We start from the raw sequence: 16,330 nt of genomic DNA on the forward strand, positions 1-16,330 counted from the left end.
CTTTACAGACCCTTGCCGACAAGCGCGGTGAGGTCGACCAGGCGGTTCGAGAAGCCCCATTCGTTGTCGTACCAGGAGACGACCTTGACCTGGTCGCCGATCACCTTGGTCAGGCCTGAGTCGAAGATCGACGAATGCGGATCGCCGGTGATGTCCGAGGACACCAGCGGGTCGCCGTTGCTGTAGGACAGGATGCCCTTCAGCTTGCCCTCGGCGGCCGCCTGACGGTACGCCTCGTTCACGTCGTCGACGCTCACGTCCTTCGAAACGGTCGCCGTCAGGTCGGTGACCGAGCCGGTGGGCACCGGCACGCGCAGCGCGTACCCGTCGAGCTTGCCGTTGAGCTCGGGCAGCACCAGGCCGATGGCCTTGGCCGCGCCGGTCGACGTCGGAATCACGTTGATGGCTGCGGCGCGGGCGCGGCGCGGATCCTTGTGCGGTCCGTCCTGGAGCATCTGGTCGGCGGTGTAGGCGTGCACGGTGGTCATCAGGCCGCGCTCGATGCCGAAGTTGTCGTTGAGCACTTTGGCGAGCGGAGCCAGGCAGTTCGTGGTGCACGACGCGTTCGAAATGATCGTGTGCTTGGCCGGATCGTAATCGCCGTCGTTGATGCCCATCACCACTGTGATGTCGTCACCGGTCGCCGGGGCCGAAATGACGACCTTCTTGGCGCCGCCGTCGATGTGCTTCTTGGCGTCTTCGGCCTTGGTGAACCTGCCGGTCGATTCGACGACGACGTCGATGCCGAGTTCGCCCCACGGCAACTTGGCCGGATCGCGCTCGGCGAGCACCTTGATCGTCTTCCCGTCGACCGAGATTCCGTCGTCGGTGGACTTCACGGTGGCGTCGAGCCGACCATTGATCGAGTCGAACTCGAGCAGGTGGGCCAGTGACGTCGGATCGGTCAAGTCGTTGACGGCAACGATTTCCAGATCGGCATTCAGCTGACGGGCCGCTCGGTAGAAATTGCGGCCGATACGACCGAATCCGTTGATTCCGACACGTACTGTCACGTCGAGGCACCTCCTGTTAAGCGCCGTGGACGGCGCATTGTGATCATGGACGACGCGCTGGGCATTGCAGCGCGAACGCCGCAATGCAACATTGCAGCGCGTACCGTATTCACTCTATCGCGGCCGGGACGACGCGCTTGCGGCACGTGCACATTATGAGATGCGCCACGTCCGGCGGGCCATTCCGCGCACCCGTTCCCTGTGCGGCCTTGAACGCATTGCGGGCCCCGGAGGATCACTCCCCCGGGGCCCGCCGCGCAGATCCGATCAGGAAACGATCAGGCCCTGCGTCTTGGTGCGTGCAGCCTCGAAACGCTTCGCGACGTCGTCCCACGCCACGACGTTCCAGTAGGCCTTCACATAGTCGCCCTTCACGTTCTGATACTGAAGGTAGAAGGCGTGCTCCCACATGTCGAGCATGAGCAGCGGGATGGTGGCAGTGGCCAGATTTCCCTGGTGATCGTAAAGCTGCTCGATGATGAGGCGCTGGCCGATGCTGTCCCAGGCCAGAATGGCCCAACCGGACCCCTGGATGCCGAGCGCGGCCGCCGTGAAGTGTGCGCGGAACGCATCGAACGATCCGAAGAAGTCGTCGATTGCCGCGGCGAGTTCACCGGTCGGCTTGTCGCCGCCGTCCGGGGACTGGTTCAGCCAGAACACCGAGTGGTTGACGTGGCCGGCCAGGTTGAACGCCAGATCCTTCTGCAGCTTGTTGACGTTGCCGAGGCTGTCGTTCGCCCGCGCGCTTTCCAACTGCTCCAACGCATTGTTGGCACCTGTCACGTACGCCTGGTGGTGCTTGTCGTGGTGCAGTTCGACGATCTTGCCGGAGATATGCGGTTCAAGCGCCCCGTAATCGTACGAGAGCTCGGGCAGTGTGTATACGCTCACGAATCCTCCTTGTGGTCGGCCCGGCCGATGTGTTGACGCCGGGGTTCATTCCCCACCTTACGCGCGAGCGGCCGGCGTGGATCAGTCGGCTTCGAGCATATCCGGAGTGAGGTTTGAATCGGTGCCGCCGATGCCGAGTTCGGCAGCGCGTTTGTCGGCCATGGCCAGCAATCGGCGGATGCGGCCGGCGACGGCGTCCTTCGTCATTTGCGGATCCGCCAGCTGGCCGAGTTCTTCCAGGCTGGCCTGCTTGTTCTCCAGACGAAGTCGGCCGGCGTACTGCAGGTGCTCGGGCACGTCGTCCCCGAGGATCTCAAGGGCGCGTTCGACACGGGCGCCGGCCGCAACCGCTGCTCGGGCCGAACGGCGGAGGTTGGCGTCGTCGAAATTCGCCAGCCGGTTCGCGGTCGCGCGAACTTCCCGACGCATGCGGCGCTCTTCCCACGCCATCACCGCATCGTGGGCGCCCATCCGGGTCAACAGGGCCGAAATGCCGTCACCGTCACGGATGACGACCCGGTCCACGCCGCGGACGTCGCGGGCCTTGGCCGGGATGTCAAGGCGACGGGCCGCCCCGACCAGCGCCAATGCTGCTTCGGGGCCGGGGCAGGTGATTTCCATGGACGAGGACCGGCCCGGCTCGGTCAGTGACCCGTGCGCTAGGAATGCTCCGCGCCAGACAGCTTCGGCGTCCGCAATGGACCCGTTGACAACGTGTGCCGGCATGCCCCGCACGGGACGGCCGCGGCCGTCCAGCAGCCCGGTTTGACGGGCCAGCGATTCGCCGTCACGCACGATGCGCACCACGTAGCGCTTACCGCGGCGCAGGCCGGACGCATTCATCACGAGGATGTCGGACCGGTGCCCGAAGACGTCGAAGATCTCCGCACGCAGTCGCCGGGCGGCCGACCCGGTGTCCAGTTCGGCTTCGATGACGATTGACCCGGAGATGATGTGCAGGCCGCCGGCAAAGCGAAGGGTCGCGGAGATCTCGGCCTTGCGGCACGAACTCTTCGTCACCTCGAGTCGGGATAACTCGTCCTTGACTTGCGCGGTAAGGGCCATCTGGTTACCTGTCTGCCGGAGGGGAAATCGGGTCTATCACTATTCATGGATTATGCCCCCGCGGCGAGGTTTGACGCCACCGCACGGACGAACTTCACTCTTACCACGACTCCTCGGTGAGCACGTTCGCGTCGTAACAGATATCACGGTACGCCGCAGCGAGTCGAAGTGTGTCGTGCTGGGTGCGGGTGCGTCCCGCAATGGGCCGGACGACGAGTTCGGCCCCGAACAGCTCGCGGGCGGCCCGCGCCGCATCGTCGTCGTCAACCGTGCCGGGATCGACGAGCACGTAGTCGAGGCACAGCCCCGCAGCGTGCCGCTCCAAGGCCTCCAAGTGGCCGCGGACGCTTAGCCCGTCGGTCTCCCCCGGGGCCGCCGTCAAGTTCATGGTCAGGCACTTGACGGCCGGCGATTCGATGATGCGCGCGGCAAGCTCGGGCACCAGCAGATGCGGCATGACCGACGTGTACCACGACCCCGGTCCGAGGTTGATCAGGTCGGCGCTCTCCACCGAATCAAGAGTTTCCCTGCGCGCCGGCGGCCCGGGAGGGTCCAGCCGCAGCCGCTGGACGTCACCGGCCGTGACGGCGAGTTCGGACTGGCCGCGGACCAGGCTGAGCGATTCGGGGTCGGCCGGGTCCAGACCCGCCACATCGCCTTCGATCGTCAACGGCACCGACGACATCGGAAGCACGCGACCTTGCGCCCCGAGCAGCTTTGCCATCCAGTCGAGACCGTCGACGTGGTCGTGAAGCAACTGCCACAACGCTTCGATGAGCAGGTTGCCGACCGCATGCCCGTTCAGCGGACCTTCGGACGTGAAGCGGTGCTGGATGACGTCGCGCCAGGTGCGGCCCCATTCGTCGTCATCGCACAATGCGGCAAGCGCCATCCGCAGGTCGCCGGGCGGCAGGCCGCCGAGTTCGCTGCGGATGCGCCCGGACGAGCCGCCGTCGTCCGCAACCGTCACGACGGCCGTCAAGTTCTCGGTGATCAGCCGGAATGCCGACAGTGACGCGTACAGTCCGTGTCCGCCGCCGAGAGCGACGACGTGCGGGCCGCCGTGATCGTCGGACGTGCCTCGCGGCAATCCGGTGATCAGCGGCCGGGCCGGCACCCTGTTGCCCGGCATTATTCCCGCCCCAAATCACGGTGCACGGCCGACGCGGTCACGCCGGCAGAAGTCAAACGTCTGGCAAGTTCGACGGCCATGGCCACGGACCGGTGTTTGCCTCCGGTGCAGCCGATGGCGAAAGTCACGAAGTGCCTGTTCTCGCGGTCGTATCCGTCCATCACCGGTTCGAGCGCGTACACGTAGCGGTCCAGAAAGGTCTCGGCTTCGTCGTGGCCGAGCACCCAGTCGGCGACGGGCTGGTCCGTGCCGCGCAGATCCCGCAGCGACGGAATCCAGAACGGGTTGGGCAGAAAGCGTACGTCGATGACGTGATCGGCGTCGACCGGCAGCCCGTATTTGAAGCCGAAACTCATCACCGTGACTCGCAGGATGCGGCCGGATTCGTTTTCCGAGAACGCTTTGATGACGGCGTCCGCAAGCTGGTGCACGTTCATCTCGGACGTGTCGATGACGATGTCGGCGACGCCGCGCACTTCGGACGTCGCATCGCGTTCGGCTTCGATGCCGTCCAGCATGCGTCCGTCGCCTTGCAACGGATGCGGCCGGCGGACCGACTCGAACCGGCGCACGAGCACGTCGTCGGCGGTGTCCAGATAGAGCACGCGGAGGGTGACGCCCTGCTCGCGCAGTTCCTTCAACGACGGCGCCAACTCGTGGTACAAGGCACGGCCGCGCACGTCGACGACCACGGCGAGCTTCGGCAGGGCCCCCTCGGCACGCCCCACGAGTTCGGCAAGCGGCCGCAGCATTTGCGGCGGCAGATTGTCGACGACGTACCAGCCCAGGTCTTCCAGGACGTTTGCCGCAGTGGTGCGGCCGGCTCCGGACATTCCGGTGACGATGAGCACTTCCGGACCGCCCGATGCGCTCGCAGGAGTCATCTGAAGATCCTTATCTGTCGGCATACGTTCGAAAGACCAACCTACCGGACGCGCCGGGTTTGTGGCATCCGCGCATTCAGGTGGGGCACCGCGACGACCGGTACCGCAGTGCCGAGCCTTATGCACAACGGTTCCCAGCCGTCGCGGACGGACCATTCGATCAGACGCTGCTCGGCACAGTTCCGTCGGACGTCGTCCACGTGCCTTTGGTATGCCGCCATAGCGTTTTTGCGGTCGAGAAAGCCGTCCCAGCCGCCAAAATGCTCGTCCCAGACAGCTGCGAGTCGAACTCGCGCAGTTCCGTCCGCCAGTCGACGTACTCCCCCGAACGATGCCGGTTCCACACTTCCGCGAACTCCGGTCGCCGGAAGACATCTTGCATTTGAAAGCAGGGGCCGAAGCCGACGAGTTCCAGCGCGGCGGCAGCAGACGTCGTCCCGGTTCGCCCCCAACCCGCGCCTATTACTCGCATGGAACCATCGTCGCACCGATCGTCGGCGATCGAATCGGATTTGTGTCCCGGTACCGGCGAACACACCTCGTTCACGTCGACGATGCTAATGGCGAAGTTGTAATGGCCGGTGCCGTGGCTTCCCGCTCTCATCGTCACGAGACCGATCTGTTCAAGAGGGCCGGCAAGCACCATCCTAGCCGCGCATCTTGCGAGCGATACGGCTTTTCAAGCGCGCCCACGGCGATCTGTTCATTTGCCGCACCTGCTTTTTCAAAGCCGCGACGGTTGCCGACAACTCGTCCAGCTTCTCGTTCACGCTGCCGGTTTGGCGGTGGATCTCGGACATCTTCTTGTTGGCGGACTCGATCGCCGACGTCGTTTCCTCGGCTGTTTTCGATTGCTCAAGGCGACTGATCTCGTTGCCCAGGCTCTCGCCAATGACTGCTATCTGGCGCGGCTCGATAGTCATGGGTCCTTCGACAGGTTCGCTCGAGTCGACTCTGATCTCGCGACTGTAGCGATGGCCCGCCGGGACGAACTCATCCACCCGGTCCATGGCGGTTTCAAGCCTATCCAGCATCACCTGCTGAATCGCCACCGGCGGATACAGCTCGTCCGGTCGGATGTCGGGCAATTCATTGCACAATTTATCGGATAACAGTCTCCCGCTCTTACCAAGCTTCCGATTGAGCACCCGCTGCAATTCGAGCTCGGTGTGCGTCATTGATCGGTTCACTGTTTCAATCGGGGGGTGTTCGAAAACCTCGGCGGGGACTTGCAGCCACTGCGCAACGCATTCCATCAGGTCGTTCTTGCACACCGAGTAATTCAAGATCGTGAGATTAACGTCCGGATTGTTGGCAAAGACTTCGAGTAGCTCGGCGGCGACGTGCGGATCGTCGTATTCGTCCCGGTACCACGATTCCATGGACCCTGTGTTCCCATTGCGTTTGATGCTTTGCTGGTAACTGGATGCGGCGTGTTCGACGGGGTTGCGGATAAACAAGAGAATATTCGTCCTCCGTGCGCCGATATTCTCCCTCAGTTCCGCAAACTGAGCCCGAACATCCTCGTCGAGCAGCCGCCGGAACAATGTCTCTCCGCTGAGCACCATCGCTCGTTCGGCGTCCGGGCGCTGACGTGAGCGCTTTCGGAGGATCGAGCCGGCGTTACCGGCCGTGATCATCCCTTGGGACGCCAGTTCCCGGTACCGCCCTTCCGGGTATCGGAAACCGACATCGGCCAACGCTTCGGCGCTGCGTGCGAGACTGGACTGAATATAGCTCGAACCGGTCTTGCGATGACCGATATGCAAATACAACTCACGGGGAGAGGACTGCAGAGCAAACCACGCCTTTGTCAGATCGTCGACATTTTTTACCTAGGCAAAGTCGAGATTAGCAATAAACTATTCTTCGTCGCCGGCCAGGGTCTCGGCAATTGTCTCGGCAAGTTTCGGGCCGACGCCGGACACCTCGGCCAATGCATCGACGCTTGCCGCGCGAATCTTTTTCACCGACCCGAAGTGCTTGAGCAGCGCCTTTTGCCGGGCCGCACCGAGCCCGGGGATCGCTTCGAGTTCGCTGCGGGTCATGGCCGACGCCCGGCGCGAACGGTGGTACGTGATGGCGAACCGGTGCGCCTCGTCGCGCAGCCGCTGCAAGAGGTAGAGACCCTCGCTGGCGCGCGGCAAAATAACCGGGAACTCCTCCCCCGGCAGCCACACCTCTTCGAGCCGTTTGGCCAACCCGCACACCTGCACGTCCGTGATGCCCAGGTCGGACAGCGCCCGGACGGCGGCGGACACCTGCGGCGGGCCGCCGTCCACGACCAGGAGGTTCGGCGGGTACGCGAATTTGGCCGGGGCTTCGCTCTCCCGACCGTCGAGCGCTTCGGCTTCTGCTTCCAGGTAGCGCTGGAATCGCCGCGACAGCACGTCGTACATGCTGGCCGTATCATCGCGTGCGGCGTCACCGCGGATGGAAAAGCGCCGGTATTCGGACTTGCGTGCCAATCCGTCCTCGAACACGACCATCGATGCGACGACGTTCGATCCGCCGGTATGGGAGATGTCGAAGCATTCGATGCGCAACAGCGCATCCGGCAGGTCCAGCGCCTCCTGGATCTCCTGCAGCGCTTGGCTGCGCGAAGTCAGATCACCGGCACGACGCGTCTTGTGCAGCACGAGCCCGTGCTCGGCGTTCTGCTTGACGGTGTCCATGAGCGACCGTTTGTCGCCGCGGCGCGGCACCCGCACGTCAACGTGCGAGCCGCGGCGTCCGGCAAGCCACGGTGCGATCTGTTCGAGATTGGTCGGCAGATCCGGCACCAGCACCTCGCGTGGCACCGACGACGGCTCGGCGTCGCCGTATACCTGCTGCAGCAGCTGCTCCACGAGTTCGGAGCGGTCCACGTCGTCCGTCTTCTCGACCACCCAACCGCGCTGCCCGCGAATGCGTCCGCCGCGCACGTGGAACACTTGCACCGACGCCTCCAGCTCGTCATCCGCAACGGCGAAGATATCGGCGTCGGTCGTATCGGGAAGCACGACTGCGCTCTTGCTCAACGCCTTGTTCAACGACGACAAGTCATCCCGCAGTTTTGCTGCCTGCTCGAAGTCGAGGGCCGCCGACGCGGCTTTCATCTTGTCCTCGAGGTCGCGCAGGAACCTGCCGGTATTGCCCGACATGAAATCCGCGAAGTTCTCGGCCATCCGGTGGTGGTCCTCGACCGAGATGCGACCGACGCACGGCGCCGCGCATTTGTCGATATACCCCAGCAGGCAGGGCCGCCCGGATTGCTGAGCCCGCTTGAACACGCCGTTCGAGCACGTGCGGATCGGGAACACGCGCAGCATCAGATCGACGGTTTCACGAATGGCCCAGATCTGCGTGTAGGGGCCGAAATATTTCGTGCCCTTCTTCTTTTTGCCGCGCATTACCTGCGCCCGCGGCACCTCGTCGCCAAGGGTGACGGCCAGGTACGGATACGATTTGTCGTCCTTGAATCGCACATTGAACCGCGGGTCGAATTCCTTGATCCACGTGTATTCGAGCTGCAACGCTTCGATCTCGCTGCCGACGACCGTCCATTCGACGCCGGCCGCCGTCATCACCATGGTGCGGGTGCGCTGATGCAGCCCGGCCGGATCGGCGAAGTACGACGTCAGCCGGGATCGCAGATTCTTGGCTTTGCCGACGTAGATCACCCGCCGGTGCGCGTCTCGGAACTTGTAGACGCCCGGCCGGGTCGGTATCTCGCCGGTCTTCGGCCGGTAAGTCTTCGGATCAGCCACCGAGAACCTCGGAGAGGAACTTGCCCGTATAGCTCCCCGGCTGCGCCGCCACCTCTTCCGGGGTGCCTTGAGCGATGACGCGCCCGCCGCCGCGGCCACCTTCCGGGCCGAGGTCGATCACGAAATCGGCGTTGGCGATGACGTCCAAGTTGTGCTCGATGATCAGCACCGTGTTGCCCTTGTCGACGAGGCCCTGCAAGACCGCCAAAAGCTTTTTGATGTCGTCGAAATGCAGGCCCGTGGTCGGCTCGTCGAGGACGTAGATCGACCGTCCCTTCGAACGTCGCTGCAATTCGGAGGCGAGCTTCACCCGCTGTGCCTCGCCCCCCGAGAGAGTTGTCGCCGGCTGACCGAGCCGCACATAGCCGAGCCCGACTTCGTTGAGCGTCGTCAAATGGCGAGCAATGCGCGGCACGGCGCCGAAGAAGTCGACTGCCTCCTCGATCGGCATGTTCAAAACGTCGGCGATGGTCTTGCCCTTGAAATGCACTTCGAGCGTCTCGCGGTTGTACCGGGCGCCGTGACAGACCTCACACGGCACGTACACATCGGGCAGGAAGTTCATTTCGATCTTCAACGTGCCGTCACCGTGGCAGGCCTCGCACCTGCCGCCTTTGACGTTGAACGAGAACCGGCCGGGCAGGTAGCCGCGGACTTTGGCCTCCGTCGTTTCGGCGAAGAGCTTGCGGATGTGATCGAACACGCCGGTATAAGTGGCGGGGTTCGACCGCGGCGTCCGGCCGATCGGGCTCTGGTCGACATGGACGACCTTGTCGAGCTTGTCGACGCCCGAGATGGTTTTATGCCTGCCGGGCACGTGCGAGGCACGGTTGAGTTGATTGGCCAGCGACATGTAGAGGATGTCGTTGACCAGCGTCGACTTACCGGACCCCGACACCCCGGTGACGGCGCACATGACGCCGAGGGGGAATTCGACAGTGATGTCCTGCAGGTTGTTCTCCCGCGCGCCGATCACCGTGACGGTCTGAGCCGGGTCGACCGGGCGGCGCACCGCCGGGATCTCGATGCGTTCTCGCCGGTCCAGATAGGCACCGGTGATTGATTCGTCGGCCGTGAGCAGTCCGTCGACCGGGCCGGAATACACCACCTTGCCGCCGTGCTCGCCCGCGCCGGGCCCGATGTCGACGACCCAATCGGAGGTGCGGATCGTGTCTTCGTCATGCTCGACGACTATCAGCGTATTGCCGAGATCGCGCAGGCGCGTGAGAGTTTCGATGAGTCGATGATTGTCGCGTTGATGCAGGCCGATCGACGGTTCGTCGAGCACGTACAGGACGCCGACGAGTCCCGACCCGATCTGCGTGGCCAGCCGGATGCGTTGTGCCTCGCCGCCGGAGAGCGAACCCGACGGTCGGTCCAGCGAGAGGTAGTCCAATCCGACGTCCAGCAGGAAGCCCAGCCGCGCGTTGATCTCCTTCATGACCTGCGCGGCGATGGTGGCCTGGCGTTTGGAGAGCGTCAGATTTGCCAGGAATTCGGCAGATTCGTCGATCGGCAAGGCGCACACTTCGGCAATCGACTTGCCGCCCAGCAGCACGGCAAGGGTTTCCGGCTTGAGCCTGGTGCCGCGGCACACGGGGCAAGCGACCTGCCGCATGTAGCCCTCGTAGCGTTCGCGGGCATAGTCCGATTCTGTTTCGCCGTGCTTGCGGTGCACGTACGACACGACGCCTTCGAACCCCGTCGTATAGGCGCGTTCGCGGCCGAACCTGTTCCGGTACCGCACGTGCACCTGATAGTCCTTGCCGTTCAAGATGGCCGCGCGGGCCGAGGCCTTGAGCTTCTTCCACGGCGTGTCGATGGAGAACCCGATGTCGTTCGCCAGTGCTTCGACGAGCCTGTTGAAGTATTTTGCGGTACCCGGGCCTATCGACCAGGGCACAATGGCGCCCTCGCTGATACTCAGATCGGTGTTCGGCACGAGCAGATCCTCGTCGACCTCGAGCCGGGTGCCGATGCCGCTGCACTCGGGACAGGCGCCGAACGGCGAGTTGAACGAAAACGTGCGCGGCTCGATCTCGTCGAGACTCAGCGGGTGTTCGTTTGGGCACGCCAGATGTTCGGAGTACCGGCGGGTGCGCTCCGGCGAATCCGCCGGCGCATCGACGAAATCGGCAAGGGCAAGGCCGCCGGCCAGGCCCAGGGTGGTCTCGACCGAGTCGGTCACGCGTTGACGTGCCGACGGTTTCACGACGAGCCGGTCGACCACGACGCTGATGGTGTGCTTGACCTGCTTTTCCAGCTTCGGCGGATCGTTCAAGGTGATCTGCTCACCATCGACGATGGCGCGCGCGTACCCCTTCGACTGCAGCTCGGCGAACAAGTCGACGAACTCGCCCTTGCGGCCGCGGACGACCGGCGCAAGCAGTTGGAACCTGCTGCCCTCTTCCAGATCGAGCAACTGGTCGACGATTTGTTGCGGACTCTGCCGGGCGATTTCCTCGCCGCAGACCGGGCAGTGCGGGATGCCGGCACGCGCCCACAGCAGGCGCAGATAGTCGTACACTTCGGTAATGGTGCCGACCGTCGACCGCGGGTTACGGCTCGTTGATTTCTGATCGATCGAGACGGCCGGCGACAGGCCTTCGATGAAGTCGACGTCGGGCTTGTCCATCTGACCGAGGAACTGCCGGGCGTAGGCCGACAGCGATTCGACGTACCGCCGCTGCCCCTCGGCGAAGATGGTGTCGAAAGCGAGCGATGATTTGCCCGATCCGGACAGGCCGGTGAACACCACCATCGAATCGCGCGGGATATCGATGTCGACGCCGCGCAGATTGTGTTCGCGGGCGCCGCGCACGCTGAGCGAATCGGTCAGCGAGCCGGCTTTGGACGGAGTCGTACGGGACTTTTCGGACTTCACTGTGGTCACGTGTCTACTCTAGATCCCGGCACCGACACCGCACCTAATTCCGGGCGCCCATTCACCTCTCGGCGGTGGGGTCGGGGCAAGGCGGGTAGTTTCGGAGTATGGCTAATTCGTACACGGGACAACTGACCGGAAGGCCCCAAACGCGCGAACTCGACGGACTCACCATCGTGAAAGCGAGCGTATCGGCCGAGGACAACAACGCGTACCTGCTGACGGACCGGGCGACGGGCGACGCAGTGCTGATCGATGCCGCCGACGATGCCGACGCGATCCGGGCACTGATCGGCGAGCCCGGCCGGCTCGGTCAGATAATCACGACGCACCGGCACTGGGACCATCATCGGGCGCTACCGGACGTCGCCGCCGGCACCGGGGCTGCGACCTTGGCGGGCGCACCGGACGCCGCGGACCTGCCGGTGACTCCCGACCACCGCCTGGACAACGGCGACGAGATCCGGTTCGGCGAGTCCACGCTGCAGGTGATCGCCCTTCGCGGCCACACGCCCGGTTCCATTGCGTTGCTCTACCGCGATCCACGCGGAAGCGCGCATCTTTTCACGGGCGACAGCCTGTTCCCGGGCGGGCCCGGCAAGACGACGACGCGTGACGACTTCACCTCATTGATGGACGACCTCGAGAGCCGTGTCTTCGCAGGCCTGCCGGATGACACGTGGGTGTACCCGGGGCACGGCGACGACACGACCCTCGGCGCCGAACGCCCGCACCTCGAGGAGTGGCGCGAACGCGGCTGGTAGCCGACAGGCTCACTGCTCCGCAGCCGCGGACAGGGCCCGGATCGCCCCCGTGAAGCAGTCCATCGGCGGGTTGACCAAGCCGGCGCCGACCTGACCGGTTCCCGCCACGCGGCCGGCGATGCCGGTATTGATCTGCGGCAGGATGCCGCTCTTGACCACCTGCAGCACATCGATGCCGAACGGCACGCCGCGGAACCCCATCGACGGAATTTGCAGGACCGGGTGTTCGTCCGCGGTGATCTGGTACATCCGGCTCGTCGTATCGCGTGCCGTGTTCTCATCGCCGCCGACGAACGCCACGATCGCCGGCGCCGCGGCCATCGCAAAGCCGCCCATGCCGGCGGTCTCGGTGATGGCCGAGTCGCCGATGTCCGGATTCGCGTCGTCCGGGCCGTAATTTCCCAGGAACAGCCCGTCGGCCACTTGCGCCGGTCCGGTGAACCACGTATCGCCCGTGCCGGACACCTGGATGCCGAAATCCGTGCCGTTGCGGGCCATTGCTACGACGATCGTCGAGCCCGGCACGTCCCGTCCGGCATCGGTGGTCAGCTTGCACTGCGGCATGACCAGGTTCAAGTAGAAGTGGTCGTTCGTATTGGCAAAACGGACAACGGCGGCCACGTCTGCGGCGTCCGCTCCGAGATCGAGAAGCTCCGGAATCAGTTCGCGCACGAACATCATGGTGCCGGCGCGGTTGCGGTTGTGCCCTTCATCGCCCATCTGCAGCATTTGCGCGGAAATGTTCCGGACGTCGATCGGTCCGGCGTCCGACTCGGCCCGCCGCCGCACCGCCCTGGCCAGCAGCGGCCCGACGGTATCGCGCAGCCAGTTCAACCGTTCGATCACTTCGTCGCCGTAGGCCCCGTAGCGCAGCACCTTGCCCAGTCCTTCGTTGAGCGAGCTGTATGCGCGCCGCGACGACGAGGGGTCGGTCAGTTCGAACAACCACATGCTGGGGCTGATCACCCCGGCCATCGGGCCGACGGCCGAATGGTGGTGGCACGGCTCCAGCACTATCGGTTCGCCGGAATCGAGTGCGCCGGCCGTGAGCTGTGCTTGGGCGTGCTCGGCCGAGCCGGCAAGACCTTCGAAGATCATGGCGCCGATCAGTGCGCCGGTCAGCGGGCCGGAAGCGCGTTCGAATTCGATCGGCGGGCCGGCGTGGAGGAAGGTTCCCGGCCGTAGCCCGAGGGCGTCACTCGCCGGACGGACGTCGGTCAACACGGCTCCGGCCGCTTTCATGGCGTCCAGAGCGCGCCGGTTCGCTTCTTCACGGCGCCGGTCGCGCGCCACGGCGTTCACGTCGTCCGTCGTTCCGTCCACTGCCGGGCGCCAGTCCACGGCATCGACGTGCACGCCTTGCGCGGCGAGCGCGTCGTCGAAGATGTCCACCCCGGCCGTGACGACGGACGTCGGGCCGGTCAGGAGTTTGTCGACGGACGGCGCCGAGCCTGTCGCTTGATCACTCATTGTCTGCTCGATTCTGTCTAGTTGGTGGTGCGGGCGGGAATCGACCCGTCACGCGACGGACGACACTGCGGCGCGCGCGGCCTCGGCGTTCGAGGCGTACACGTGCGCACCGGCCGCGGCAAAACGTTCGGCTTGGCCCGCGAACCCTTGCGGATCGTGCGCCGTGCCGATCAGTGACACGATCACCGACAGGTCGCTCCGATCGGCCAGGGCGCGTGCAATCGCGTCGCAGTAGTCGCCGGCCGGATCCGCCGCAGCGCCGTACCCCAGCACGACGTCCATCAGGACGACGCCCACGCGAGGATCCCGGACTGCGTCGTCGAACATCTCGAGGCGCAGCTCGGGATCGATCATGGGGTGCGCTCGTCCGATGGTCAGGGCGTCGTCGCCCAAGTCGATCACGGCGTGTCCGCCCGAAGCCAATGCCGTCCTGAGCGCGCCGGGTCCGGACGCGGCGGCGCCGGAGTCGATGGAGCCCAGCCGTTCCGATGCCAGCGTGGCCGTTTCCCCGCACAACGTTCCGCCGGCATAGAGCCCGCGGAGCAACGCCCCGGAGCGGGACGGCGCGGATTCTCCGGCAGGGTTCCAACGGGGCCACGCGGGCGGCTCGACGCCGGTCTCGCGGCAAATCGTTTCGGCCGTCTCGGTCAGATCGGGATGGCCGGGACCGAGCACCGCCCACGTGACCGGCAGGCCGAGACGGCGAGCGTGGGCGTCGACTTCGTCCACGACCGCGGCGTCGGCCGGTTTGGACACGATCACCGTGTGCCGTGTTCCCTCGTCACGGGACAGCGCGTCCACCGAGGCCAGGACGCCGCGGCCGCGCACGTCCGCGCCCAGATCGCGGCCGCCGACGCCGAGGCAGTGCCGCACGCCGATCCCCGCGGCGTCCAGCAACGTCATCAGTTGTTGGGCGCCGGTCCCGGATGCCGCCACCAGCGAAATCTCGCCCGGCCGTACTGCATTGGCGAACCCCAGTCCGACTCCCCCGATCAGCGCCGTGCCGCAGTCCGGTCCCAATACGAGGAGTCCCTTGTCGCGAGCCGCGTCCTTCAAGGCAATCTCATCGGCCACTTCCACATTGTCGCTGAACAGCATGACGCTGATGCCGCGTTCAAGCGCGTCCCAGGCCTCCGCCGCGGCCCCGGACCCCGGCACCGACACCAGCGCGAGCGGGGCATCGCTGTCCGCAATTGCCGCGCCGACGGTGCGCGGCGGCTGGCGCTTGTCCTCCGTCGTCGCCGAGCCGCGGCGCGCCAAGCGGTCGGCCACGGCGCCGAGCGCTTCGTCGAAGCCGGTATCGCCGGGCGCCCCGGCACCGGGGTCCCCCGCGTCTTCCGATTCGAGCGCGATCACGAGATCGTCCGGTCCGACCCGGGGCACGTCGAATCCCATGCCGGCCAGGACATCCACGTTGAGCGGAGTCCCCATTGCCACTTGCGCGGCGCGGATGCCGGGCAGCGCCGCGATGTCCTTGCTGATCCGCAGCAGTGTCACCGAATCGTGGTACGTGCCGGTGCGGACCTCTACGTGAGTGGTGCCCATGATGTCCTAACTGTGTGTGGTGAGTGGGTCGAGGCGTGCGTGCCGGCGCAGCGGATTGCCGCAAGCAGACCCGCAGCGGTAGCGGAGCCGGACGTGTGTCCGACGGCCAGCAGCCCGGCCAGCAATCTTTCACGCTGCAATGCCGAGCCGGCGAAGTCTGCAGCGAGGGCGTCAACTGCCCGGCCGAGGGAGGGCGCGCAGTACCCGTCGGCGGCCTCGCGCAGGAGCCCCGCGCTCACCGTCGTGGTCCGGGTGCGTGCCGTGCCGGCGATATCGGAGGCGACGTCGTCCAGCCTGTCGCTTCCGTCGAATGCGTGCCGATCGAACGCACGCAGACCGATCAGGAAGCCGGCGATCGCGTCGTCCCCCGCGGGTGTCGATCCGGGGCCGAGCCCGAGGATCGACAGTAGCGACGTTCGGCTGCCGGCCCCGTCGCCGAGAGCCCACCGTGCGGCGGCTTCGTCGATGCGCCGGACGACGGTATTTGTCAGTTCCGCTTCGAAATCGGACTGCGGAGTGCTTCGGCGCAAGCGGCGTAGCAATGCCGCGGCGTCGCCGTCCGGGCGCGCCTGCACGACCTGCCTCGGCGACCACCAGTCGGCTGCGGTGATTTCCGCACCGCCGACGACCAGGCCGCCGGGCGACAAGGTCAGCGCCGCCGCATGAGGCGCCAGCTGCGACATATCGGGCACCTGCGGCACTATGACGGCCGTGGGTGGTGGGTCGGCGTCGCGGCGCACCAGCGCCACAACCGTGCCGTCCTGCAATGAGGCATACGCGGCGGCCGCCGACGCGATCATGACGCGTCCGCCGTGCCGCGCGTGCATTGCCGCAGCCAGACGGGAGGAGAATCGTGCAGCGTGAACGACTGCGGGCATGTCCCGGTGCATGTCGGCTCTCCTCTCGCGTCCGGGCGAGCCGGGTGGGCCCGCC

At 65.6% G+C, this 16,330-nt stretch carries 14 protein-coding genes; 1 reads left to right on the forward strand and 13 read right to left on the reverse strand.

Going from position 1 to position 16,330, the window contains the following annotated elements; translation table 11 throughout:
* Nucleotides 1-2: 2 nt before the first annotated feature.
* The 10 genes from gap to uvrA form a co-directional block, all read right to left on the reverse strand.
* Nucleotides 3-1,013: a type I glyceraldehyde-3-phosphate dehydrogenase gene (gene gap / locus BJY26_RS14165; RefSeq protein WP_179428872.1), complete on the reverse strand. Its 1,011-nt coding sequence runs from the start codon at nucleotides 1,011-1,013 to the stop codon at nucleotides 3-5.
* Nucleotides 1,014-1,280: 267 nt separating this feature from the next.
* Entirely contained in the window at nucleotides 1,281-1,904 is a 624-nt protein-coding gene (locus tag BJY26_RS14170) for a superoxide dismutase (RefSeq protein ID WP_179428873.1), read from the reverse strand.
* An 81-nt stretch (nucleotides 1,905-1,985) separates the two neighbouring features.
* The gene (gene whiA / locus BJY26_RS14175; protein ID WP_179428874.1) at nucleotides 1,986-2,969 is read right to left on the reverse strand and encodes a DNA-binding protein WhiA; all 984 of its coding nucleotides are present in this window, start codon (nucleotides 2,967-2,969) and stop codon (nucleotides 1,986-1,988) included.
* Between the two features lie 100 nt (nucleotides 2,970-3,069).
* Nucleotides 3,070-4,101 carry a gluconeogenesis factor YvcK family protein gene (locus tag BJY26_RS14180; RefSeq protein ID WP_179428875.1) on the reverse strand — a complete coding sequence of 344 codons (1,032 nt, stop codon included), beginning with the start codon at nucleotides 4,099-4,101 and terminating at the stop codon, nucleotides 3,070-3,072.
* On the reverse strand, nucleotides 4,101-4,985 hold the full coding sequence (gene rapZ, locus BJY26_RS14185) for an RNase adapter RapZ (protein WP_237248803.1): 885 nt from the start codon (nucleotides 4,983-4,985) through the stop codon (nucleotides 4,101-4,103). The genes BJY26_RS14180 and rapZ overlap by 1 nt, the downstream gene beginning before the upstream one ends.
* A gap of 41 nt (nucleotides 4,986-5,026) precedes the next feature.
* On the reverse strand, nucleotides 5,027-5,206 hold the full coding sequence (locus BJY26_RS19745; RefSeq protein WP_425326670.1) for a sulfotransferase: 180 nt from the start codon (nucleotides 5,204-5,206) through the stop codon (nucleotides 5,027-5,029).
* Nucleotides 5,146-5,589, reverse strand: a complete 444-nt coding sequence (locus tag BJY26_RS19170) for a sulfotransferase (protein WP_237248804.1) — start codon at nucleotides 5,587-5,589, stop codon at nucleotides 5,146-5,148. The genes BJY26_RS19745 and BJY26_RS19170 overlap by 61 nt, the downstream gene beginning before the upstream one ends.
* 43 nt (nucleotides 5,590-5,632) lie before the next feature.
* Nucleotides 5,633-6,532, reverse strand: a complete 900-nt coding sequence (locus BJY26_RS14195) for a hypothetical protein (RefSeq protein WP_179428878.1) — start codon at nucleotides 6,530-6,532, stop codon at nucleotides 5,633-5,635.
* Between the two features lie 315 nt (nucleotides 6,533-6,847).
* On the reverse strand, nucleotides 6,848-8,734 hold the full coding sequence (uvrC, locus tag BJY26_RS14200; protein ID WP_179428879.1) for an excinuclease ABC subunit UvrC: 1,887 nt from the start codon (nucleotides 8,732-8,734) through the stop codon (nucleotides 6,848-6,850).
* On the reverse strand, nucleotides 8,727-11,618 hold the full coding sequence (gene uvrA / locus BJY26_RS14205) for an excinuclease ABC subunit UvrA (RefSeq protein ID WP_372465320.1): 2,892 nt from the start codon (nucleotides 11,616-11,618) through the stop codon (nucleotides 8,727-8,729). Before uvrA ends, uvrC begins: the two co-directional genes overlap by 8 nt.
* A gap of 107 nt (nucleotides 11,619-11,725) precedes the next feature.
* Between uvrA and BJY26_RS14210 the strand changes: the two genes are divergently transcribed.
* Nucleotides 11,726-12,382, forward strand: coding sequence for an MBL fold metallo-hydrolase (locus tag BJY26_RS14210; RefSeq protein WP_179428881.1), 657 nt, complete (start codon nucleotides 11,726-11,728; stop codon nucleotides 12,380-12,382).
* 9 nt (nucleotides 12,383-12,391) lie between these two features.
* Here BJY26_RS14210 and BJY26_RS19175 read toward each other — a convergent pair whose 3' ends face one another.
* From BJY26_RS19175 to BJY26_RS14220, 3 genes are read right to left on the reverse strand one after another with little or no spacing between them, the layout of a single operon-like run.
* Complete coding sequence (locus tag BJY26_RS19175; protein WP_237248802.1) at nucleotides 12,392-13,852, reverse strand: YlbE family protein; 1,461 nt, start codon at nucleotides 13,850-13,852, stop codon at nucleotides 12,392-12,394.
* 48 nt (nucleotides 13,853-13,900) lie between these two features.
* Complete coding sequence (locus tag BJY26_RS19180; protein ID WP_237248801.1) at nucleotides 13,901-15,397, reverse strand: AllF/FdrA family protein; 1,497 nt, start codon at nucleotides 15,395-15,397, stop codon at nucleotides 13,901-13,903.
* On the reverse strand, nucleotides 15,379-16,275 hold the full coding sequence (locus BJY26_RS14220) for an oxamate carbamoyltransferase subunit AllH family protein (protein ID WP_179428882.1): 897 nt from the start codon (nucleotides 16,273-16,275) through the stop codon (nucleotides 15,379-15,381). The genes BJY26_RS19180 and BJY26_RS14220 overlap by 19 nt, the downstream gene beginning before the upstream one ends.
* Nucleotides 16,276-16,330: the final 55 nt, after the last annotated feature.

It is taken from the genome of Spelaeicoccus albus (genome assembly GCF_013409065.1).
Lineage (GTDB): Bacteria > Actinomycetota > Actinomycetes > Actinomycetales > Brevibacteriaceae > Spelaeicoccus > Spelaeicoccus albus.